The following is a 20,490-nucleotide window of genomic DNA, read 5'->3' on the forward strand; positions in this document are numbered from 1 at the left end:
ACTAGAGCGTAGCGTAGCCCACCGCGAGACTTGCCGCGAGCGCGACCATGCTGGCTCCCAGTGCGATTGCCGCAGGCCGTGCCTCGCGCTTGCCGTAAACCAGCGTAACGCCCAGTTTCACGCCCATATTGGCAAGGATTGTCCCGGCGATGGCGAGCGCCGCGAGGCTGGGTGCGATCGTGCCGGGTTCGAGCCCGCCCGCGGTCACGATGGCCGCATCCACATCCATGCTGCCCATCACCAGCAGCAGGATGGCGATGCCCTGCTCGCCGAACTCGTCCTGCGCCCAGCGCGCGGCGACGGCGGCCGCGGCGACGAAGGCGACGAAGGTCAGGGCGGGCAGCATGGCGATCGGATTGCCCGGAGGGGCCGGTCCGGTACTGCTCGGTGCCTTGCGATAGAGCCACCAGGCGACGGCAAAGCCGGTCACGAGCGCGGGCGCCACGATCACCACGAAATGCGGCAGGAGGCTGGTCGCAAGGATGCCGACCAGCACGATGACGCGCAGGTACATGACTGCGCTGGCGAGAGCGATCCCGGCATTCTCCGCGCCGCCTTCCTCGCCGGCGCCCAGGCGATTGGCGAAGGAATGAGTCACGGCAGTCGAGCTGTAGGCCCCGCCGATCACCGCTGTGGCAATCGTCCCGCGCCGCGCCCCGAACATGCGATTGGCGACGTAGCCCGCGAAGGAGAAGCCGGTGACGATGATGACCACCAGCCACAGCGTCCGCGGCTCCCAGGCGTCGTAGGGGCCGAAGCGACCCTCGGGCAGGAACGGAAATACGGCGAGGGCGATCACGGCATAGCGGGCGAAGGCCTTGATATCGGCCTCGTCCAGCCGGCCGAGCCAGCGATGGACTTCGGTTCGCAGCGCCAGGATCGACGTCACCAGCGCCGCGCCGGCCACGCCGAGCGCAGCTTCGCCGATACCCGCGAGATAGCCGAGGCCGAGCGTTGCCATCGCCGCGACCGCGCTGGTCGCGTCGGGCTTGCCGCTGGCGAGGACGGACCGGTAATAGCCGATCGCGACGATTGCGGCGGTCGCAGCGAAAAGAATGCCGGACACTGCCGGAAAGCCGCGTGTCCCGATCACTCCGGCAAGACCTGCGGCAATGCCGAGCAGGGTGAAGGTGCGAATACCCGCAACGCGCATGCCGGCACCCTTGCCGCGCAGCCGCCACCCCCGCTCGATGCCGATCAGCAACCCGACCGCGAAGGCTGCCGCCAGGGGCAGGGCTGTGGAGACGGATGGCAGGTTCAGCGAACCATCCCCTTACCGCACCCAGTCCAGCCCCATCTCCTCGAACATCTCCTTGTCCTCGCTCCAGCGTTCGTCGGTCTTGACGTGAAGGAACAGATGGACCTTCTGGCCGAGTAGCTCGCTCAATTCCTTGCGCGCCGCCTCGCCGATGGACTTGATGCGGCTGCCGCCCTTGCCGAGCACGATAGCACGCTGGTTGTCGCGCATGACGACGATCTGCTGGTGGATTTCCACGCTGCCGTCGGGCCGCTGGATGTATTTCTCCGGCCGCACCGCGCTGTCGTAGGGCAGTTCCTCGTGCAGCTGCTGGTAGAGCTGTTCGCGGGTGATCTCCGTCGCCAGCAGGCGTTCGCTGGCATCGCTCACCTGGTCCTCGGGATACATCCACGGGCCTTCGGGCATCATGTCGGCCAGCGCCTGCTTCATCTCGGGCACGCCGTCGCCGGTCAGGGCAGATACGAAATAGACTTCGGTGAAATCGACCTTGCCGGTCAGTTCCTGCGCCAGCGCAAGCAGCGGCTCCTTCTTCGCCCGATCGACCTTGTTGAGGACGAGGATCTTGCGCTCGGGACGCGTGGCGACCTGTTCGATCAGCGGTTCCAGCTCGTGGCGGCGCTGCTTGACCGGATCGACCAGCAGCAGCACGGCATCGGCCGCTTCCGCGCCTTCCCACGCGGCGCTCACCATCGCGCGGTCGAGCCGGCGCTTGGGCGCGAAGATGCCGGGCGTGTCGACGAGGATCATCTGCGTGCTCTCGTGCAGCGCGATCCCCATCATCCGCGCGCGGGTGGTCTGCGCCTTGGCGCTGGTTATCGCGACCTTCTGGCCGACCAGCTGGTTGACCAGCGTGCTCTTGCCCGCGTTCGGCGCGCCCAGCACGGCGACGACGCCGCAGCGCGTGGTTTCCTGCTCGCTCATCCGTATTGCTCCATGAATGCCTGTGCGGCGGCCTTTTCCGCTTCGCCCTTGCTGCTGGCCGACCCTTGCGCCTCGCCCACCTTGTGCACGCTGACCCGCACGGTGAAGCGTTGCGCGTGGTCGGGGCCGGCACGTTCGACGACCTCGTATTGCGGCATGGCGCGCTGGTTGCCCGCCGCCCATTCCTGCAGCGCGCTCTTGGGATGTTTCGCGACCCCGGCCCCGCTTTCCAGCGCCGGTCGGAACAGCTGGCGCACGAGGTCGCGGGCGGGTTCGAAGCCATTGTCGAGGAACTGCGCGCCGAGCAGGCTTTCGACCACGTCACCGAGGATGTTGTCGCTGTCGCGGCCGCCATCGGCGCGCGCCTGCTTGGAAATGCGGATATGCTCGGCGAGTCCGATGCCGCGCGCGATCCGGGCGCACATTTCGCGGCTGACGATCGCATTCAGGCGCTGGGCGAGCTTGCCCTCGGGCGCGTCGCTTTGCGCATAGAGCCAGTCCGCGATCGACAGGCCAAGTACGCGATCACCGAGGAATTCGAGCCGCTCGTAATCGCGTTTCTCGCCCATGCTGCCGTGGGTCAGCGCGGCGACCCAGCGCGCCTCCTCCTTCACGGTAAAGCCATTCGCGGCGAGCCATTCGCGGGCAGCCGGTTCCAGCGTCTGCGTCATATGTCCGATCCGATCCGGTTCCAGCGGGCGGCGGTGAACCATGTCCAGGGAAGCAGCCATTCGGCGCTGCCATCGGTCGACCACAGCACCATGCTGGCCCGCGCCACAAGCAGGCGCTGATCGACCAGGCCGACGCCGCCACCGGCCCGCGCGGGATAGCGGCTGTCCTGCGAATTGTCGCGATTGTCGCCCACCAGGAACAGCTGGCCTGCGGGCACGATGACCGGGCCGAAATCGTCCTGCGGGGTCGGGCCGAGATCGATGATGGGATAGCGTTTGCCGTTGGGCAGCACCTCGAGCGCCTGATTGTAGCGGCAGGCGGGGCCCTCGGGGCCTTCGACCTGTAGTGCGCGGGGGTGGCAGCTGGTGTTGAGGCTCAGCGGTAGCAGGATCGGCGGGGCGTCCTGCCGCTCCACCGGCTTGCCGTTCAGCACCAGCCGGCCGCTGCGCATCGCCACGCTGTCGCCCGGCAGGCCGATGATGCGCTTGACGTAATCGGTCCGGTCGACCGGATGCTTGAACACGACCACATCGCCGCGTTCGGGCGGGCTGGCAAAGATGCGCTCCTCGGGCCCCGGCAGGCCGAGCGGCAGCGAATTCTCGTTATACCCGTAGGGCCACTTCGCCGCGATCAGATAATCGCCATTGCGCAGGCCCGGCAGCATGCTTTCGCTGGGAATGGTGAAGAAGCTGAACAGCAGAGTGCGAAACAGCAGCACGGCGAGCACCAGCTTGGCGCAGAACCACAGGAAGCTGCCCCAGCTTTCCTTCTCCGGATTGGCGTCTGCGTCGCCATCGGCCGGCGCGGCGGTGACGGGGGCCTGGTCTGTCATGCGGGCTTCTCAATCATCGTTTCGTCCCCTAGTCGCAGGCGCGCAGCCATCAAAGGATTTTTGCCCGCCATGCCGACCGCCGCCGATATCTGGGACTCGCTCGAAAGCCTGCCGCGCCCGACTCTGGGCGAGTTGTTCAGCGCCAGCCGCGACGGCGGCGAAGGGGCCGACGAGCCCGGCGGGGACGAGCGCGTCGCCATGCTGTCCGGCCGGATCGAGCTGGAGCAGGGCGGCATTCTGTTCGACTGGTCCAAGACCCATCTCGATCGCGCGGTGCTCGCAGAGTTCGAACGACTGGCCGAGGCGATGGACTTTGCCGGGATGCGCGCCAAGCTGTTCGGCGGCGAGGTGGTCAACCCGACCGAGGGCCGCGCTGCCGACCACGCGACACTACGAGGGACGGGCGACGAGGCGAAGGTGGAGGAAGCCGCAGCGCTGATCGACCGCATGGGCATGCTGGTCGAAGCGATCCACCAGGGGGCGCTGGGCGAGATCGAGCACCTGATCCACATCGGCATCGGCGGCAGCGCGCTCGGCCCGGCACTGGGCGTCGACGCGCTCTCCCGCGACCTCAGCTATTGCGACGTCCATGTCGTCTCCAACATCGATGGCGTCGCGCTGGAAGCGGCCTTTGCGAAATGCGATCCGGCCAAGACGCTGATTGCGGTTGCCAGCAAGACCTTCACCACTATCGAGACCATGACCAACGCCGAAAGCGCGCTGAAATGGCTGCGCGACAACGGTGTGTCGGACCCCTCGGGCCGCGTGATCGCGCTGACCGCCAACCCCGATGGCGCGGTCGAGTGGGGCGTCGACGAGACCCGCATCCTGCCATTCCAGGAAAGTGTTGGCGGGCGCTACTCGATCTGGTCCTCCATCGGCTTTCCTATCGCCATGGCGGTGGGGATGGACGATTTCCGCGCCATGCTCGCCGGCGCGAAAGCGGTGGACGAGCATTTCCGCGATACCGGCGTGGCCGACAATCTGGTGCTCCGCGCGGCTTTTACCGATCTCTATTATACGCGGGTGCGCGGTTGTCAGACGCGCGCGGTCTTCGCCTATGACGAGCGGCTGGCGCTGTTCCCTGATTATCTCCAGCAGCTGGAGATGGAATCGAATGGCAAGCGCGTGACCGCCGACATGAAGCCCGTCGACGGGCCGACCGCGCCGATCACCTGGGGCGGGGTGGGGACCGATGCGCAGCATGCCGTGTTCCAGCTGCTCCACCAGGGCACGCATCTGATCCCGGTGGATTTCATCGCCAGTATTGCGCCTGGAGACGATCTCGACCCCGCGCATCACCGCATCCTGCTGATGAACTGCTTTGCGCAAGGCGCGGCGCTGATGGCGGGCAAGGCGGGCGCGGATCCCGCGCGCAATTACCCCGGCGACCGGCCGAGCGCGACGATGCTGTGCGACGATCTCGACGCGGCGGCGCTTGGCGCGCTGATCGCCTTTCACGAGCATCGTACCTTCGCCAATGCCGTGCTGATGGGCATCAACCCCTTCGACCAGTTCGGCGTAGAGCTGGGCAAGCAGATGGCCAAGGCGATCGAAAAGGGCGGCGAGCGCTTCGATGCGAGCACCGAGGCGCTACTGGCCGCAGCCGGGATGCAATCGTAATAGGCCGCCATTAACATTTGATAAGATTGACTAATCTCGGGAGTAGCGGCAAAAGCGGGGCGATCTAAGAGGGGGATCGAATCGCGCATGGCCGACCAGGCACTTCTGCTGGCGGAATTCCGCAAGAGCTACGAGCGGCTCGAGGCGGTGCGCGCTCAAGCGAAAACCGCGCAGGACGCCGAAGCCCTCAAACATGCCGAAAAGAATTTCCACGCCTGCGCCGAGAGTCTTGCGCGCCTTTTGCCGAAGACGGCCGACGCAGGCTGGAGCCCGTCGGGGCGGCGAAGTGACCGTGCCTTTCAACGAAAGCTGAATTGCCACTGGCGGTAGCGGCCATCCCTGCATAGAGCGCCGCCCATGGCAACGATCCTCCTCCTGCTCCTGCTCGGTTTCGCTCTGCTCCTGCTGGGCGGCGAATTGCTGGTACGCGGCGCGACGCGGCTGGCCGAACGGCTCGGCCTGTCGCCGATGCTCGTGGGCCTCGTCATCGTGGGACTGGGGACTTCCACCCCCGAACTCGCCGCCAGCGTGCAGGCCGCGCTGGCAGGCTCGCCCGGCATCGCCATCGGCAATATCGTCGGCTCGAACATCGCGAACATCCTTCTTATTCTCGGTCTGACGGCGATCATCTACCCGATTAGCGCGTCGGCCGGCGCGCTGTGGCGCGATGGTCTGGTGGGCGTGGCCGGAGTAGGTCTGATGCTGCTCGCCGGAACCACGGTCGGGCTGTCTCTGTGGGTCGGTTTCGCCTTTCTCGCAGTGCTGATCGCTTACCTGACCGTGGCCTACCAGCAGGAACGCGTTGGCGAGGTTTCCGCGGCCAGCCAGCGCACCGAAGCGGTCGAACATGCGGACCCGGGCCTCCACGTCCATGAAACCGGCTCTCCCGCGGGCCTCGTGAAAGCCATCGCCCTGTTCGTGGTGGGCATCGCAATCATCGTCGCTGGCGGCACGATCCTCGTCGACAATGCCATTGCCATTGCAGCGCGCCTTGGCGTGTCGGACGAGGTTATCGGGCTGACAATCGTCGCCTTCGGCACCTCGGCCCCCGAACTCGCAACCAGCGCGATCGCCGCCTTTCGCAAGGAAAGCGATATTGCGCTTGGCAATGTGCTGGGCTCCAACATCTACAACATCTTCTTCATCGGCGGGGTGACCGGGATTGTCGCACCCGGGCCGATTCCCGGCGGCATCATGACGATGGACCTGTGGGTGCTGCTCGCCGCCTCGATCGTGGCAATCGGATTTGCCTGGACCGGCGGGCGGCTGGGCAGACGCGAGGGTGGGGTACTTGTCGCGGCCTATGTCGGCTTCATCCTGTTCACTGCCGGGCTGATATAGCCGTGTCGCGGTATCATTTCATCGCTCGGCATATTGCCGAGCGCTCGGTTTAGGCGCATCCGCCTTGCCATGACCGACAAACCGCAACCTGTACCCGCTACCGCGCCGACGCCGATCACGCGTATCCAGGAAAACCTGCTGGCGCGATCCGAGCGACGCCTGCTGACCTGGATTTGCGCGCGCCTGCCGGGATGGGTCGTGCCGGACCTGATGACGGCGGTGGGCATGGTCGGTGCGGTCATGGTCTTCGCCGGTTACATCGCGAGCAATTGGCACGAGGACTGGCTGTGGCTGTCCATTGCCGGATATGCCGTGCAATGGTTCGGCGACTCAACTGACGGAAGCCTTGCCCGCTATCGCCAGATAGAACGCCCGCGCTACGGCTATTTCCTCGACCATAGCTGCGACGGGCTGGCGACCTTGCTCGTACTCGCCGGGATCGGGCTGTCGCCCTATGTCGAGCTTGAGGCGGCGTTGCTGGCGCTGGCGGGTTACCTACTCCTTTCGATCCATGCTTTCCTGCGGGTGCGGGTGCTGAACGAGATGAAGCTGTCCTATCTGAACGCGGGACCGACCGAGCTCAGATTTCTGCTGATCGGCTTTACCCTCGCCATGATGGCTTTCGGTGCCGAGGGGCCAGGCTGGTTTGGCAGCATTTCCGGCTTCGACATCTTCGTCGGTACATGCGGGGCTTTCATGATCGCGATGTTTGTCCAGCAGACGCTTGTCACGGCTCGGCGACTGGGCGCCGAGGAACCTTCCCGAAATGAGGAGTGGCGGCGCCGCGATTGACTTTTTGCGCTGCAGCATCCACATGGCAGCCATCGAAGCGCGCTAGCCAGCGTGAAGCGGCGATCGGCAGACATCCATCGCCCCGGCCGCGCATCGGTCCATTTTTCCAAGACTTCCCTTTTCACGCGGGCGGTTACCACCCCCGCGCCGCGCCCGGACTCCATCTGTTGTCCGTCTGCGCGCCGCATATCGAATGCGAGTATTCATGACCAAATTCACTGATCTCGGGCTGTCGCAGCCCGTCCTCCAGGCCCTCGACATGAAGGGCTACGACACGCCGACGCCAATCCAGGCGCAGGCCATTCCGCCGGTTCTCGAAGGCCGCGACCTGATGGGCATTGCCCAGACCGGCACCGGCAAGACCGCGGCTTTCATGCTGCCGAGCATCGACAATTTGCGCGATGCCGACAACCAGACGCCGTTCAAGTCCTGCCGCATGCTGGTGCTCGCGCCGACGCGCGAACTCGCCGGCCAGATCGCCCAGAGCGCCAAGGATTACGGCGCGATGGCGGGCCTCAAGGTTCAGTCCATCGTCGGCGGCACCTCGGTCAACAAGGACCGCAACAAGCTGCATCGCGGGACCGACATTCTCGTCGCGACGCCCGGCCGCCTGCTCGACCTGATCGACCAGAAGGCCTTCACTCTCGACAAGGTCGAAATCCTCGTCCTCGACGAGGCCGACCAGATGCTCGACCTCGGCTTCATCCATGCGCTGCGCCGCATCAGCCAGCTGGTGCCCGAAGACCGCCAGACGCTGTTCTTCAGTGCCACCATGCCCAAGCAAATCCAGGAACTGGTCGGCAAATACTGCCGCAATCCGGTCAAGGTCCGCGTGACGCCCGAAAGCACCACGGCAGAGCGGATCGATCAGTATCTCTTCATGGTCCAGCAGGACGAGAAGCAGACGCTGCTCGAGATGATCCTGAAGGAGCGCCACGAGGTGCCCGGCAAGTTCGAGCGCGTGCTGATCTTCGCCCGTACCAAGCACGGGTGCGACCGCATCGTGAAGAAGCTCGGCCAGGCGGGCGTGCCGGCCAATGCCATCCACGGCAATAAGAGCCAGCCGCAGCGCGAACGCGCGCTCGACGAGTTCAAGCGCGCCAAGACGCCGATCCTCGTCGCGACCGATGTCGCCGCGCGCGGGATCGACATTCCCGGCGTCAGCCACGTGCTCAATTACGAGCTTCCCAACGTGCCCGAGCAATATGTCCACCGCATCGGCCGCACCGCGCGTGCGGGCCGCGATGGCGTGGCGATCGCCTTCTGCGCCGAGGATGAGCGCGATTATCTCAAGGACATCCGCAAGAAGACCGATGCGGAGTTCGAGCGCCTGCCGTTGCCGGACAATTTCCGCGCCGTGGTGGAGGGCGTCGGCCCGACGAAGCGCGAGCAGAAGCCGCGCCTCGCCAAGCCCAAGGTGCGTCCCGCCGGCGGCGCGGCGAAAAAGGCCAAGCCGAAGAACAAGCACCCCAATCGCGCCGGTGCGCCCAAGCGCGATGGCGCTCCGGGCGGGCAGGGCAGGCGGCCCGGCGGCAATCGCAACCGGAATCGCAACCGCAACCGCTCGCGCGCCGACGCATAAGTCGGAACTTGCCAAGCCGCGCCCTGTTGGCGAGAGACACGCGCAAAGCTGACAGGAGCGCCGCATGGCCGCCGATAAGAATACCGACTATGATTTCGATCTCTTCACCATTGGCGCCGGCTCCGGCGGCGTAAGGGCCAGCCGGGTTTCCGCGGCGCATGGTGCAAGGGTCGCGGTGGCGGAGGAGCATCGCATCGGCGGCACCTGCGTGATCCGCGGCTGCGTGCCCAAGAAGATGCTCGTCTACGGCGCGCATTTCGCCGAGGATCTGGAAGACTGCCAGCGCTTCGGCTGGGAAATCGGCGAACGCAGCTTCGACTGGAAGGTGCTGCGCGACAATGTTCTCGACGATGTGGCCCGGATCGAGGGTGCCTATACCGACACGCTCGAGAACCACGACGTCACCATCTTCAAGGAGCGGGCCGAGATCACCGGCCTGCACGAGATCACGCTGGCGAGCGGCAGGACCGTCACGGCGAAACACATACTGATCGCCACCGGCGCGCGCCCTCGCATGCCCGAATGCCAGGGCGCCGAGCACGCGATCAGCTCCAACGAGGCCTTCCATCTCGACGAATTGCCGAAGAAGGTCATCATTGCCGGCGGCGGCTATATCGCCAATGAATTCGCCGGGATCTTCAATGAGTTCGGCTGCGATGTTCACATCGTCAATCGCGGCGACAAGTTGCTCAAGCAATATGACGAGGCGGTGCGCGACCGGCTGCTGCAGATCAGCACGATGAAGGGGATCAAGTTCCGCTTCAACACCACTTTCGAATATATCAAGCCCTGCGACGAAGGCGGCTATTTCGTGAAGCTGTCCGACTGCGAAGAGGAGAAGGCCGACCTCGTCATGTTTGCCGTGGGCCGCATTCCCAACACCGAGGGTCTCGGCCTCGACAAGGCCGGGGTGGAGCTGGGCGAAGGGGGCGAGGTGAAGGTCGACCGCTTCAGCAAGACCAATGTCGACCACATCTATGCCGTCGGCGACGTGACCGACCGGGTGCAGCTGACGCCCGTGGCCATCCGCGAGGGGCAGGCGTTCGCCGATACCGTCTTCGGCGGCCACGATCCGGTCGCGGTGGACCATGGCTGCATTCCCAGCGCGGTGTTCAGCCATCCGCCCATCGCCGCGGTCGGCATGACCGAGGGCGAGGCGAAGAACGCGCTCGGCAGCGTGAAGGTCTACCTGTCCGATTTCCGCCCGATGAAGAATGTGCTGGCGGGCCGCAACGAACGCAGCCTGATGAAGATGGTCTGCGACGGCGACAGCGGCAAGATCGTGGGCATTCACATGATCGCGCCCGAAGCGCCCGAGATGATGCAGGCCGCCGCGATCGCGGTTAAAGCGGGCCTCACCAAGGCCGACTTCGACGCCACGACCGCGATCCACCCGACCATGGCGGAAGAACTGGTGCTGATGCGCTGATGCCCGGCGGGGCCGCTTGCTACCGGTCGACTTTTGCGCTCACCCGGTGGAAGAAGGCATGGTGCGGCGAGCGACCGGAGAATATCTCTGCGAATATCCCGCCGCACAGGGCCGGCAGGCGCGTTTCGGCGGCGTGCGCTTCTTCCAGCGTCCTCACGTCGATGTGCAGGCGCAGGTTCTTGCGATAGGTGAAGCTGATTTCGACCGCATCGGGAAATTCGGCGTGAAGCGGCTCGATCAGCTTGGCCAGTTCCTGCGAGATGGACGGTTGCCGGTCGCCGGCCTTGATCGCCGCCACCTTCTGCGATCCCGTCTCGTCCTTTTCGGATTGCACGCTCTCGTTCCTCGTCAGTCGTGAGTCTTTCCCCCTGCGGGAAGTCCGGGCCATTATAGGCAATCCGGGGTTCGCGCGCTATCCCGCGCCGGTAGGAACCGGTGGAGACCCAGCATCTCTGCCGCGATGCCGACAGCGCGCAATTCCTCGGGCCACGCGCTGTCCGTCGCCAGTGCCTCTGCCGCCAGCGCCATGGCGGGTGAGGTCTGCAGGCCGAAACCGCCTTGCCCTGCGAGCCAGAAAAACCCCGGTGCATGCGCATCGAAGCCGCAGACGGGCAGGCGGTCGGGCGTGAAGGTCCTGAGGCCCGCCCATCTGCTCGCCAGGCGCGGGATGGCAAGGGTGGTCGCCTGCTCCACGCGCCATGCGGCGAGCGCCACGTCCTCCTCCTCCGGCTGGGCGTCGCAGGGATCGGACAAGTGCTCGTCCATCGGGCAGGCGAGCAGGCGGCCCGTGCCTTCGGGCTCGATGTAGAAGCCCGGTCCGACGGTCTTGGTGAAGGGCCAGGCGGATACGTCCATGCCCTGCGGAACGTCGAAGGTGATTACCGTGCGGCGCAGGGGGCGGATCCCGAGCGGCGCGACGCCTGCGAGAAGTGCGATTTGGTCGGCCCACGCCCCGGCCGCATTGACGACCAACGCCGCGGAGTAAGTCGCCCCCGGCGTCTCGACGATCCAGCGCGTCGCGTCCCGGCGCAGCGCGGTCACCGGCGCTGCGAGGGCAATCGTGCCGCCTGCGTCGCGCAAGCTGCGGCGGTGGGTTTCCAGCAAGGCATGGGCATCGAGCTTGCGACCCTCGCTGTCGAGCAGGCCGCCGATCGCGCCCTTCGCATCGGTGCGGAGCACCGGCACCAGCGCGCGCGCCTCTTCGCCCGAAAGCCGCTCTACCGCTGGCTGCCATTCGCGATAGACCGCCTCGACCCGCTCGAGGTCCGCCTCCTGCCCGACCAGCGCGATGAACAATGCCGGATGAACTCTTGCGCCAGGCTCGTCGAACAGGGGCATGCTCGCCGCCGTGAGCGCGCGCACGAGCTTCGCGTCCATGTCGTAATGCGCGAAGGCGGCGCTGCGGCCCGAGGCATGCACGCCCGGCGCCCCTTCCGCCTCGCACACGGTCACCGTTCCGTGCCGTGCCAGGCGCGCTGCGGCAGAAAGCCCCGCGATACCGGCACCGATGACGAGGAAGTCGACGCGTTGCATGCGTCCTCTTCAACACCCGCACGAGGATTCGGGCAACACGCTTCGCACCGGAACGGGACTAACGCGGGGCCGCGGATTGCCTTGCCTTCAACGGCTCGCCACAAGTCCCGAAACGATTCGCCCACACGAATTGCAAGATCGGGAGATTGCATGAACATGCTGGCTTCGCGCGGGCAATTGCGCGCAAGTTTCATCCGCTGGGCCCTGTTCACCGTGCCGCTCATCGTCCTGCTTGGCTCGCTGAGCGGCATGGTCGGCAGTTCGGGTTCGCCCTGGTTCCAGGCGCTCGAAAAGCCGGCGATCTACCCCGATCCGAAGTGGTTCGGCATCGTCTGGACCATCCTCTATGTGATGATCGGTCTTGCCGTCGCGCTGGTCGCATCGGCCTGGGGCGCACGCGGCCGCACCCTCGCACTGCTCGCCTTCGCCGGCCATTTCGCCCTCAATCTGGCCTGGTCCCCGGTGTTCTTCGGCGCGCAGGCCATCACGGCGGCGCTGGTGGTAATCGTCCTGATCGACCTGACGCTGTTGGTGGTGATCGCCCTGTTCTGGCGGGTGCGCCGATTGGCGGGGCTGCTGCTGCTGCCCTATCTTGCCTGGGTGTTGTTTGCGACGTTGCTCAACTGGCAGTTCGTTCAGGCCAATCCCGACGGCGGCGCGGCGGAAGATGGCGGCGCGGTAGAGCGAGTGCGGATTTAGGTTGTTGGTGGGAGCGGGATGGAACAGCTTAGGGAAGCGCAGATGCGTTTCCCGTACGCAACAAGCACTCTGGACAAACGCGCCCCCAGCAACCATCTGCACCGCATGCAGTCCAAGAACCCGATGATCGCCGATTTCGTCAAACTCGCCAATTCGGCGGCCGGCACGCTGGCCGGCATGGGCCGCGAGGCGCGTGACGCAGCGCGCGAACGGGCCAAGGAAACCTTCGGCGGTATGGACTTCGTCAGCCGCGAGGAATTCGACGCGGTCAAGATGATGGCCAGCAAGGCGCGCGAGGAAGCGGAAGACCTGAAAGCCCGCGTCGCGGCACTGGAAGCCAAGACCAAGTGACCACCGCCCCTGCCACGAGGTAGGGGACGAGAATGCATCTCACTGCATCAGCTATCGTGCTCGCCGCGCGCCCGCATGGGGAAACGGCAGTCATCGCGCGTCTGCTGACTGAGCAGAGTGGCGTGGTCGCAGCCTATGTTGCAGGTGGGCGCGGGCGACAGCTGCGGCCCGTCGTGATCCCCGGCAATATCGTGCAGGCAGAGGTGCGCGCGAAATCGGACACGCAATTGCCCTTCGCGCGGCTGGAACTCGTGACCAGCCGCGGGCCATGGCTGTCCGAGCCGCTGCCTGCTGCAGCCATCGCCTGGGTGACCGCGCTGACCGCCGCGGTGCTGCCCGAACGCAACGCCTATCCCACGCTCTACGCGGCGCTGACCGGCCTGCTCGACGCGATCTGCTCGGCGGAGACCGCGCGGCAATGGGTCGAGGCGCTCGCAGTCTATGAGGCGCTGCTGCTGCGCGAGCTGGGCTATGGCGGGGATCGGCCGGCGATAGCGGACCTTGGCCAGGCCTTGGAAATTCTCGACCGCCAGGAGCCGCTGATCGCGCGCTACCTGCTTGCCGACACCCGCGCCGACGTCCTAGCTGCGCGGCAACTCCTGAGGCGACGACTGGCACGGATGGTGGAATGAAGATCGCAATTTTCCCCGGCGACGGGATCGGACCCGAAGTCACGGCACAGGCGCGGCGCGTGCTCGATGCGCTCGACCTGCCGGGGCTGACCCTGTTCGAGGGCGATGTCGGCGCCATCGCCTATCGCCGTCACGGCCACCCGCTCCCGCAAGAAACGCTGGAGATGGCGCGCGCCGCGGATGCCGTGCTGTTCGGCGCGGTCGGTGATTTCGCCTGCGACGACCTGCCGCGCGAGCTGCGGCCCGAACAGGCGATCCTCGGCCTGCGCAGCGAATTGGGGCTGTTCGCCAATCTGCGTCCGGCAGCGGGCTTTCCCGGGCTCGAGCACCTCTCCTCGCTCAAGCCCGAGGTTGCGCGCAGTATCGACCTCCTGGTGGTGCGCGAACTGAATGGCGACGTCTATTTCGGTGACAAGGGCGAACGGACGAGCGCCGGTGGCCGCGAGGGCTGGGACGCGATGAGCTATAACGAGGACGAGGTGCGCCGCATCGCGCATGTCGCCTTCCGTGCTGCCATGGGCCGCAGCAAGCGGCTGACCAGCGTCGACAAGGCCAATGTCCTCGAAACCAGCCGCATCTGGCGCGAGACCGTGATCGAGGTAGCGAAGAAGTATCCGGACGTCACGCTCGATCACATGTATGTCGACAATGCCGCCATGCAGTTCGTCAAGTCGCCCGGCCAGTTCGACACGATCGTCACCGGCAATCTGTTCGGCGATATCCTGTCGGACCAGGCCAGCGCCTGCGTCGGCTCGATCGGCCTGCTCGCCAGCGCCAGCCTGGGGGAGCGGCAGACGGACTACGGTACCTTCGGCCTCTACGAACCGATCCACGGCAGCGCGCCCGACATTGCCGGACAGGGCAAAGCTAATCCGGTCGCCGCCGTGCTCAGCCTCGCCATGCTGCTGCGCCATTCGCTGGGGCGCGAAGAGGATGCCGTGCGGATCGAGCGCGCGGTTGAGGGCATTCTCGCCGATGGCGTCTTCGGCGGCGATCTCGGAGGATCGGCCTCAACTTCGGACATCGGCGAGGCGATCCTCGCACGGCTCGATAGCTGAGCTTGCGGTCTGCGTGCCTTGCGAGGCATTGCGGGCGGCATGAGCGACGCGACTCGATCTGCGATGACCACCGGTACACCCCCTCTGGAGCTGGCCATCATCCTGCCGACGCTGAACGAGCGCGAGAACCTCGCGCCGCTGGTCGCGCGGATCGACGAGGCGCTGGGCACGACCGGCTGGGAAGTGCTGGTGGTGGACGATGATTCCGCCGACGGCACCAGCGACGAGGCGCGCCGGCTGGCCCTGTCCGATCCACGCATCAGGGTGATCCAGCGCATCGGCCGCCGCGGCTTGTCGGGCGCCGCGATCGAGGGCTTCTGCGCCACCGCCGCGCCTCATGTGGCGGTGATGGACGCCGATCACCAGCACGATCCCGGCCTGCTCGTGGCCATGCTCGCCGCAGTGAAGGGGGGAGAGGCAGACGTGGCCGTCGCCAGCCGCTTTGCCGAAGGGGCCAGCACGCAAGGCTGGGGCCGCCCCGACCGCGAGCGGCTGTCCGGCATTGCCAACGCGCTGGCACGGAAACTGACGGGCGTGGCGCTGTCCGATCCGATGAGCGGTTACTTCCTGCTGCGGTCGGACACCGCGCGGCGGCTCGCCCCGAGGCTATCGGGCATCGGCTTCAAGATCCTGCTCGACCTGCTCGCCACCGCCGATGCGCCGCTGCGCGTGAAGGAATTTCCGTTGAATTTCGCCGCGCGCCGGGCCGGGGAATCCAAGCTCGATCGCGCCATCGCGCTCGATTTCCTGGCCGGTCTCTACGACAAGAGCTTCGGGCGCATCATTCCCACGCGCTTCGCCCTGTTCGGCACGGTCGGCGCACTTGGCGTGCTGGTGCACATGGCGATCCTGTATGTGTTCCTCGCCGTAGCGGGCACGAATTTCAGCTGGAGCCAGGCGCTGGCGACCTTCGGCGCGATGACCTTCAACTTCTGGCTCAACAACTTCCTGACCTATCGCGACCGGCGACTGAAGACGGCCCGACAGGTCCTGTTCGGCTGGGCCAGCTTCGTCGCGGCCTGCTCGATCGGAGCCTTCGCCAATGTGGCGGTCGCCACGACACTCTACGAACGCGGGCTGCACGAGGTGCTGGCGGCGCTGGTCGGCATCGGCATCGGGTCGGTGTGGAATTTCGCCCTGTCGAGCCGCTTCGTCTGGGGACGATACTAGCCAATTACAGACCGATCCTTCAAACCCAGCCGTCGATCCACGTCCACAGGGTAAAGCTGTCGGGCGCGGGAAGGGGGGCTGCGCTAAGGATCGGGTAGAAGCCTGCGAACACCAGTGCGCTGCCGACCACCGGCACGAGCGCGGTCTTGCGCCAGCCGGCCTGCCACAGCGCGTCGCAGGCCAGCGCCAGCGCGGCAATCAGCGCCATCGCGGGCAGCGAATAGTGATAGTAGAACTGCACCGGCTTGGCCGCGACCACCCAGAAGCCGAGCGTCACAGCATAGATCACGACCACGGCGAGCGCGGCCCAGTTGCGCGCAAACAGGCCATGCCACAGGCACCATGCGAGACCGCCGAGGCCGAGCAGCATGGTGAGTGGATTGCCGATCAGCATGATCCCGCGCTGCACCCCATCGACCGGCTCGTAGAGATACCAGATCGAGCGCGCGTTCAGCACCCAGTCTTCCCAGGTCGACTGATAGGGGTGCGAATTGAGCACCTGCGTCTGCAGGGCAAGCATGAAACGGTGGTGGAACACCAGCCCCTCGCCGATCGGATTGACCGCGAAAAACCACGCAGGCGCAAAGCTGGCCGCATAGACTAGCAGCGGGACCAGGCCGAGCCAGAGGGCTGCCTCGGCCAGCGTGATGCCCGGCACCGGCGCGCCTCGGCGGCTGAGGAACAGGCGGCGGCGACCGGCCAGCGCGCGTGCGATTAGGAAGGCGAGGCCGGGCAGCGTGGCGATGATCAGCGCGTTCCACTTCGCGCCCATCGCCAGGCCCAGCGCAATGCCGGTCAGCGCCAGCCGCCAGCGGCCCTGTTCGGGCTGGCGGATCGCGGCGGCAAACTGCCATGCCGCCACGCTCAGGAAGGCGAGGTAGAAGACATCGAGCATGGCGATGCGCGCGTGGATGAAGAGGTGGAAGCCCGTCGCCAGCAGGATGCCGTAAGCCAGCGTGGCGAACCGGCTTTGCGAGGCGAACCACAGCGCGCGCATGCTGGCAAACAGCGCCACGGCACCGAATATCGTCGGCAGCAGGCGCCAGCCCCAGGGATTGTCACCGAACAGCGCCATGCCGAGCGCCATCAGCTCCTTGCCCACCAGGGGATGCTCGCGATTGGTGAATTCGCCCAGCGTCAGCAGCTCGCGGGCGGCGGGCAGGTAGTGGACCTCGTCGAAATAGGGTTCGGTAGCGACGGTGAGGAACGGCAGCATCGCCAGCCAGAAGACCAAAGCCAGCGCAAGGCACCAGCGCAAGGGATCCTGGGTCTGCTCGGGCGCGCGGCTCATCGCGCGCAGGCTTAGGCAGCGTGGGCCGCCGCCACAAGCGCCTTCACGAAGTTGTGCGCGACTCCAGCCAGAACAGGCGCGCGACCATCGGCAACAGCGCGATCGAGGCGGTCAGCCCGACGGCGAGCACCCATGGCAGCACCATCATCCCCGCCGCTTTCGCCCGCGGTACGATGAAGACGAGCGCGATGATGACCACGATCACCAGATCGTACCACACCTGCGTGCCCCACAGGTCCTGCGTATGGTTGGGGATGAAGCCGAGATACCCCTCCTGCACGATCGGGAAGGCGCTGAAAGCGATGAAGCCCGCGGCCAGCAGCGCTGCGAGCCACCAGCGTTCTTGCACTCGCCCGCGCAATGCCAGAGTAAGCACGGCAGGCAAGGCGAACACCGCACCAAGGGCGAAGAGGATTTCCAGCGTGGTCATGACGGGCTCCTTCAGGAATGTAGCGACTGCTACAGACGCGCTATGTAGCAAGTGCTACAGATAGTCAATGGCCGATCCGCCCCTCTCGCGCGAAACGCTGCTGCCCCGGCTCGCTGCCCATGTGCTGGAACATGGCCTGGCGGGGGCGAGCCTGCGTCCGTTGGCCCGGGCGGCGGGCACCAGCGACCGCATGCTGATCTATCACTTCGGATCGAAGGACGGCCTCGTCACTGCCCTGCTCGAACATGTCGCGGGCATGTATGCGAGCGCGCTGGAAATGGCCTATCCCACCGAACCGGCGGCGTCCCGCCGCGATTGCGCACAGCGCCTGCTCGCCATCGGCCGCGCGCCCATGTTCGCGTCGTTCCTGCGGCTGTGGTGGGAAATCGTCGCCGGCGCGGCCACGGGCGATGCGGCCTTCCGCGCGAGCGCGGCTGCGATGATGGACAGCCAGCTGGCGTGGTTCGAGGCGCACCTGCCGCCCGATGATCCCGATCCGAAGGCCGGTGCGCGGCTGGTGGCGCTGGCGGTCGAGGGCGCGCTGATGATGGACGCCATCGGCCTGGGAGAAGTGGGCGAAGCGGGGCTTGCCGCGCTGGAAGGCTGAGCCGCTTGCCGCGCCAGCGCGCCATGCTATCCCGCATGCCATGAAGAAGACCACCGGCATGGACCGTTCGATCACCTCGCAATGGCGCCCCGCGACGCAGGCCGTACGGGGTGGCACCTGGCGCAGCGAGCATGGCGAGACCAGCGAGGCACTGTTCCTCACCAGCGGCTATACCTATGACGATGCGCAGACCGTGGCCGACCGTTTCGCGGGCGAAGCGCAGGGCATGACCTATTCGCGCCTCCAGAACCCGACCGTGGCCATGCTGGAGGAGCGTATCGCGCTGATGGAAGGCGCCGAGGCGTGCCGCGCTCAGGCGAGCGGGATGGCCGCGATGACCACCGCGCTGCTGTGCCAGCTCTCCGCAGGCGATCACGTGGTCGGCGCGCGCGCCGCTTTCGGCTCGTGCCGCTGGCTGCTCGACCACCTATTGCCGCGCTTCGGGATCGAGACCAGCGTCATCGACAGTGCCGACGACGATGCGTGGGAGGCCGCGATCCGGCCGAATACCAAGGCTTTCTTCTTCGAGACGCCCGCAAATCCGACGCTGGACGTGGTCGATCTGGCGCATGTCTGCGGCGTCGCGAGAGCGCATGGCATCACCAGCGTGGTCGACAATGCCTTTGCCACCAGCGCGCTGCAGAAACCGATGGAATTCGGCGCGGACGTGGTCGCCTATAGCGCGACCAAGCTGATGGACGGGCAGGGCAGGGTGCTGGCCGGCGCGGTCTGCGGATCGCAGGAATGGATCGAGGAGGTGCTGCTGCCCTTTCAGCGCAACACCGGTCCCAATATCGCGCCGTTCAATGCCTGGGTGGTGCACAAGGGGCTGGAAACGCTCGACCTGCGCGCGCGGCGGCAGAGCGAAAATGCCGTCGAACTCGGCAGGGCGATCGAAAGCCGCGTCCCGAAGATGCTCCACCCCGGGCTGCCGAGCCATCCGAGGCATGATCTTGCGACGAAGCAGATGGTCGCCACCGGCCCGATCTTCGCCTTCGATGTGGGCGACCGGGCGACGGCCTTCGCAATCCTCGACGCGCTCGCGTTGATCGACGTATCGAACAATATCGGCGATGCGCGCAGCCTGATGTGCCACCCGGCCAGCACCACCCACGCCAATATGGGCGAAGAGGCGCGCGCCGAGATGGGCGTGACCGAGGGCCTCTTGCGGATCAATGTCGGGCTTGAGGATGTCGAGGACCTGAAGGAGGACCTCGACCGCGCCCTGGCGGCGGCCGGGCTCTAGCTGCGCCAGCCCTTGCGCAGGGCGAGGTCGGCCAGCTCCTGGCCGAGCGCCTGCGCGGCGGAGCATGCGCGGTGGCACGCGCTGTCATCGGTGAGGGCGGCGTAGGTCGCCAGATCGGCCTTGCTCAGCAGGTCCATAATCAGCGCCTCGTCCCGCGTCATGCCGAGCGCACAGCATGGCGCGAGGCAGATCGTCCGGCGCGACGTGTGGGCGAGCTCGACCATGAAGCAGCGCACCAGGGCAAGAAGTCGGCGGAAGCCCCGGCCTGAGACGTCGAGCGCGAGCATGGCCGCGCGCGAATCCTCCGGCCCCTTCATCGCCATGCGGCGGATCAGAACGAGGGCAAGCGAGAGCTCCCTTTTGGCAGGAAGCGGGACGGCGAGCGACGGAGCGGCGGCAGGTGTTTTCATGCCCCGCTTACTACAACGCAATCGTGCTAATGCAAGTCATTCTCAATTAGGAAGTGGAAAGGTCTTCGTGAGGTGCCTCGCTCATTCCTGTTCCTGCGCAGGGTGGTTGCCGGGGTCCCAGCGTTCGGTGAAGGGTCGACTGACCAGCAATAGTATCAGCACCAGGAGAGCAATGACCGCCCCCAGCCACAACTCACCCATCCCGCAGACGAGCCCGATCGCCCCTGCGCACCAGATTGATGCGGCAGAACCTGCGCCCTGCACGTAATTGCCTTGGCGGAACATCGCTCCGGCACCGATGAAGCCGATGCCGGTGATGACCCCCTCGATAACGCGTGTCGGGTCGATTCGCGCCTGCTCGTCGCCGCTGGTTGTTTGCAACAGCTCGATGGATCCGATCAGAAGGCCGCAGGCTGCGACGGAGATTATGACGAAGGGGCGAAAATCGATCGGTTTCTTGTGGAAGAACCGTTCGAGGCCGACGATGAGCGGGAAGATCACTGCTGCCGCGAGCCGGGCTGTGACCTCCAGCCAGCTAAGCGTGGTTGGCTGAAACATATCTGTCATGAATGGCCAACGTTGCGGCTTGCGTTCGTTTCCGTCAAACCTGCCG

23 protein-coding genes are annotated in these 20,490 nt (G+C 66.1%); 13 read left to right on the plus strand and 10 right to left on the minus strand.

Going from position 1 to position 20,490, the window contains the following annotated elements:
* Nucleotide 1: 1 nt before the first annotated feature.
* Genes P8Q88_RS02985 through lepB form a run of 4 tightly spaced genes read right to left on the minus strand, consistent with a single transcriptional unit; the run spans nt 2 to nt 3,683 of the window.
* On the minus strand, nt 2–1,261 hold the full coding sequence (locus P8Q88_RS02985) for an MgtC/SapB family protein (RefSeq protein WP_347569005.1): 1,260 nt from the start codon (nt 1,259–1,261) through the stop codon (nt 2–4).
* 12 nt (nt 1,262–1,273) lie between these two features.
* Complete coding sequence (era, locus tag P8Q88_RS02990) at nt 1,274–2,179, minus strand: GTPase Era (protein ID WP_278322338.1); 906 nt, start codon at nt 2,177–2,179, stop codon at nt 1,274–1,276.
* A complete protein-coding gene (gene rnc / locus P8Q88_RS02995; RefSeq protein ID WP_278322339.1) occupies nt 2,176–2,850 on the minus strand; it encodes a ribonuclease III in 675 nt (224 codons plus the stop codon). The genes era and rnc overlap by 4 nt, the downstream gene beginning before the upstream one ends.
* Nucleotides 2,847–3,683, minus strand: coding sequence for a signal peptidase I (gene lepB / locus P8Q88_RS03000; RefSeq protein WP_278322340.1), 837 nt, complete (start codon nt 3,681–3,683; stop codon nt 2,847–2,849). The genes rnc and lepB overlap by 4 nt, the downstream gene beginning before the upstream one ends.
* A 69-nt stretch (nt 3,684–3,752) precedes the next feature.
* Between lepB and pgi the strand changes: the two genes are divergently transcribed.
* The 6 genes from pgi to gorA all read left to right on the plus strand — a co-directional run bounded on the left by pgi (nt 3,753) and on the right by gorA (nt 10,450).
* A complete protein-coding gene (gene pgi, locus P8Q88_RS03005) occupies nt 3,753–5,306 on the plus strand; it encodes a glucose-6-phosphate isomerase (protein WP_278322341.1) in 1,554 nt (517 codons plus the stop codon).
* A gap of 87 nt (nt 5,307–5,393) precedes the next feature.
* A complete protein-coding gene (locus P8Q88_RS03010) occupies nt 5,394–5,636 on the plus strand; it encodes a hypothetical protein (RefSeq protein WP_278322342.1) in 243 nt (80 codons plus the stop codon).
* 27 nt (nt 5,637–5,663) lie between these two features.
* Nucleotides 5,664–6,647, plus strand: coding sequence for a calcium/sodium antiporter (locus P8Q88_RS03015; protein WP_278322343.1), 984 nt, complete (start codon nt 5,664–5,666; stop codon nt 6,645–6,647).
* Nucleotides 6,648–6,716: 69 nt separating this feature from the next.
* Entirely contained in the window at nt 6,717–7,439 is a 723-nt protein-coding gene (locus P8Q88_RS03020) for a CDP-alcohol phosphatidyltransferase family protein (protein WP_278322344.1), read from the plus strand.
* A 205-nt stretch (nt 7,440–7,644) separates the two neighbouring features.
* Entirely contained in the window at nt 7,645–9,021 is a 1,377-nt protein-coding gene (locus P8Q88_RS03025) for a DEAD/DEAH box helicase (protein ID WP_278322345.1), read from the plus strand.
* A gap of 64 nt (nt 9,022–9,085) precedes the next feature.
* The gene (gene gorA, locus P8Q88_RS03030; protein ID WP_278322346.1) at nt 9,086–10,450 is read left to right on the plus strand and encodes a glutathione-disulfide reductase; all 1,365 of its coding nucleotides are present in this window, start codon (nt 9,086–9,088) and stop codon (nt 10,448–10,450) included.
* Between the two features lie 19 nt (nt 10,451–10,469).
* Here the strand turns inward: gorA and P8Q88_RS03035 are convergent, their stop codons facing one another.
* On the minus strand, nt 10,470–10,784 hold the full coding sequence (locus P8Q88_RS03035) for a hypothetical protein (protein ID WP_278322347.1): 315 nt from the start codon (nt 10,782–10,784) through the stop codon (nt 10,470–10,472).
* Between the two features lie 53 nt (nt 10,785–10,837).
* Nucleotides 10,838–11,983 carry an NAD(P)/FAD-dependent oxidoreductase gene (locus P8Q88_RS03040; protein WP_278322348.1) on the minus strand — a complete coding sequence of 382 codons (1,146 nt, stop codon included), beginning with the start codon at nt 11,981–11,983 and terminating at the stop codon, nt 10,838–10,840.
* Nucleotides 11,984–12,133: 150 nt separating this feature from the next.
* On the opposite strand from P8Q88_RS03040, the gene P8Q88_RS03045 reads away from it, so the two are divergent.
* The 5 genes from P8Q88_RS03045 to P8Q88_RS03065 all read left to right on the plus strand — a co-directional run bounded on the left by P8Q88_RS03045 (nt 12,134) and on the right by P8Q88_RS03065 (nt 15,893).
* Complete coding sequence (locus P8Q88_RS03045) at nt 12,134–12,682, plus strand: TspO/MBR family protein (protein ID WP_278322349.1); 549 nt, start codon at nt 12,134–12,136, stop codon at nt 12,680–12,682.
* A 105-nt stretch (nt 12,683–12,787) separates the two neighbouring features.
* On the plus strand, nt 12,788–13,033 hold the full coding sequence (locus P8Q88_RS03050) for an accessory factor UbiK family protein (RefSeq protein ID WP_278322762.1): 246 nt from the start codon (nt 12,788–12,790) through the stop codon (nt 13,031–13,033).
* Between the two features lie 32 nt (nt 13,034–13,065).
* Nucleotides 13,066–13,665: a DNA repair protein RecO gene (gene recO, locus P8Q88_RS03055; protein WP_278322350.1), complete on the plus strand. Its 600-nt coding sequence runs from the start codon at nt 13,066–13,068 to the stop codon at nt 13,663–13,665.
* Nucleotides 13,662–14,723 (plus strand): 3-isopropylmalate dehydrogenase, encoded by a 1,062-nt coding sequence (leuB, locus tag P8Q88_RS03060; protein ID WP_278322351.1) that lies wholly within the window; start codon nt 13,662–13,664, stop codon nt 14,721–14,723. The genes recO and leuB overlap by 4 nt, the downstream gene beginning before the upstream one ends.
* Before the next feature lie 39 nt (nt 14,724–14,762).
* Complete coding sequence (locus P8Q88_RS03065; RefSeq protein WP_278322352.1) at nt 14,763–15,893, plus strand: glycosyltransferase family 2 protein; 1,131 nt, start codon at nt 14,763–14,765, stop codon at nt 15,891–15,893.
* A gap of 19 nt (nt 15,894–15,912) precedes the next feature.
* Here the strand turns inward: P8Q88_RS03065 and P8Q88_RS03070 are convergent, their stop codons facing one another.
* Together P8Q88_RS03070 and P8Q88_RS03075 are read right to left on the minus strand one after the other, a co-directional pair.
* Nucleotides 15,913–17,184, minus strand: a complete 1,272-nt coding sequence (locus tag P8Q88_RS03070) for a phospholipid carrier-dependent glycosyltransferase (protein WP_278322353.1) — start codon at nt 17,182–17,184, stop codon at nt 15,913–15,915.
* A 43-nt stretch (nt 17,185–17,227) separates the two neighbouring features.
* Entirely contained in the window at nt 17,228–17,614 is a 387-nt protein-coding gene (locus P8Q88_RS03075; protein ID WP_278322354.1) for a hypothetical protein, read from the minus strand.
* Between the two features lie 67 nt (nt 17,615–17,681).
* Here P8Q88_RS03075 and P8Q88_RS03080 point away from each other — a divergent pair, with 67 nt between their 5' ends.
* Nucleotides 17,682–18,221, plus strand: coding sequence for a TetR/AcrR family transcriptional regulator (locus P8Q88_RS03080; RefSeq protein WP_278322355.1), 540 nt, complete (start codon nt 17,682–17,684; stop codon nt 18,219–18,221).
* 40 nt (nt 18,222–18,261) lie between these two features.
* Entirely contained in the window at nt 18,262–19,467 is a 1,206-nt protein-coding gene (locus P8Q88_RS03085) for a trans-sulfuration enzyme family protein (RefSeq protein ID WP_278322356.1), read from the plus strand.
* Here the strand turns inward: P8Q88_RS03085 and P8Q88_RS03090 are convergent.
* Together P8Q88_RS03090 and P8Q88_RS03095 are read right to left on the minus strand one after the other, a co-directional pair.
* Nucleotides 19,464–19,877, minus strand: coding sequence for a DUF6628 family protein (locus P8Q88_RS03090; protein WP_278322357.1), 414 nt, complete (start codon nt 19,875–19,877; stop codon nt 19,464–19,466). The two genes, P8Q88_RS03085 and P8Q88_RS03090, sit on opposite strands and share 4 nt — an antisense overlap.
* Nucleotides 19,878–19,958: 81 nt before the next feature.
* Nucleotides 19,959–20,444 (minus strand): MgtC/SapB family protein, encoded by a 486-nt coding sequence (locus P8Q88_RS03095; RefSeq protein WP_278322358.1) that lies wholly within the window; start codon nt 20,442–20,444, stop codon nt 19,959–19,961.
* Nucleotides 20,445–20,490: the final 46 nt, after the last annotated feature.

The organism is Qipengyuania marincola, from assembly GCF_029688625.1.
Taxonomy (GTDB): Bacteria; Pseudomonadota; Alphaproteobacteria; order Sphingomonadales; family Sphingomonadaceae; genus Qipengyuania.

Excerpts from the sequence above, each read along its gene's own strand:
- era (WP_278322338.1), bottom strand. The coding sequence starts at position 2,179 with ATGAGCGAGCAGGAAACCACGCGCTGCGGCGTCGTCGCCGTGCTGGGC.
- rnc (WP_278322339.1), bottom strand. The coding sequence starts at position 2,850 with ATGACGCAGACGCTGGAACCGGCTGCCCGCGAATGGCTCGCCGCGAAT.
- lepB (WP_278322340.1), bottom strand. The coding sequence starts at position 3,683 with ATGACAGACCAGGCCCCCGTCACCGCCGCGCCGGCCGATGGCGACGCA.
- pgi (WP_278322341.1), top strand. The coding sequence starts at position 3,753 with ATGCCGACCGCCGCCGATATCTGGGACTCGCTCGAAAGCCTGCCGCGC.
- P8Q88_RS03010 (WP_278322342.1), top strand. The coding sequence starts at position 5,394 with ATGGCCGACCAGGCACTTCTGCTGGCGGAATTCCGCAAGAGCTACGAG.
- P8Q88_RS03015 (WP_278322343.1), top strand. The coding sequence starts at position 5,664 with ATGGCAACGATCCTCCTCCTGCTCCTGCTCGGTTTCGCTCTGCTCCTG.
- P8Q88_RS03020 (WP_278322344.1), top strand. The coding sequence starts at position 6,717 with ATGACCGACAAACCGCAACCTGTACCCGCTACCGCGCCGACGCCGATC.
- P8Q88_RS03025 (WP_278322345.1), top strand. The coding sequence starts at position 7,645 with ATGACCAAATTCACTGATCTCGGGCTGTCGCAGCCCGTCCTCCAGGCC.
- gorA (WP_278322346.1), top strand. The coding sequence starts at position 9,086 with ATGGCCGCCGATAAGAATACCGACTATGATTTCGATCTCTTCACCATT.
- P8Q88_RS03040 (WP_278322348.1), bottom strand. The coding sequence starts at position 11,983 with ATGCAACGCGTCGACTTCCTCGTCATCGGTGCCGGTATCGCGGGGCTT.
- P8Q88_RS03045 (WP_278322349.1), top strand. The coding sequence starts at position 12,134 with ATGAACATGCTGGCTTCGCGCGGGCAATTGCGCGCAAGTTTCATCCGC.
- P8Q88_RS03050 (WP_278322762.1), top strand. The coding sequence starts at position 12,788 with ATGCAGTCCAAGAACCCGATGATCGCCGATTTCGTCAAACTCGCCAAT.
- recO (WP_278322350.1), top strand. The coding sequence starts at position 13,066 with ATGCATCTCACTGCATCAGCTATCGTGCTCGCCGCGCGCCCGCATGGG.
- leuB (WP_278322351.1), top strand. The coding sequence starts at position 13,662 with ATGAAGATCGCAATTTTCCCCGGCGACGGGATCGGACCCGAAGTCACG.
- P8Q88_RS03065 (WP_278322352.1), top strand. The coding sequence starts at position 14,763 with ATGAGCGACGCGACTCGATCTGCGATGACCACCGGTACACCCCCTCTG.
- P8Q88_RS03070 (WP_278322353.1), bottom strand. The coding sequence starts at position 17,184 with ATGAGCCGCGCGCCCGAGCAGACCCAGGATCCCTTGCGCTGGTGCCTT.
- P8Q88_RS03075 (WP_278322354.1), bottom strand. The coding sequence starts at position 17,614 with ATGACCACGCTGGAAATCCTCTTCGCCCTTGGTGCGGTGTTCGCCTTG.
- P8Q88_RS03080 (WP_278322355.1), top strand. The coding sequence starts at position 17,682 with ATGGCCGATCCGCCCCTCTCGCGCGAAACGCTGCTGCCCCGGCTCGCT.
- P8Q88_RS03085 (WP_278322356.1), top strand. The coding sequence starts at position 18,262 with ATGAAGAAGACCACCGGCATGGACCGTTCGATCACCTCGCAATGGCGC.
- P8Q88_RS03090 (WP_278322357.1), bottom strand. The coding sequence starts at position 19,877 with ATGAAAACACCTGCCGCCGCTCCGTCGCTCGCCGTCCCGCTTCCTGCC.
- P8Q88_RS03095 (WP_278322358.1), bottom strand. The coding sequence starts at position 20,444 with ATGACAGATATGTTTCAGCCAACCACGCTTAGCTGGCTGGAGGTCACA.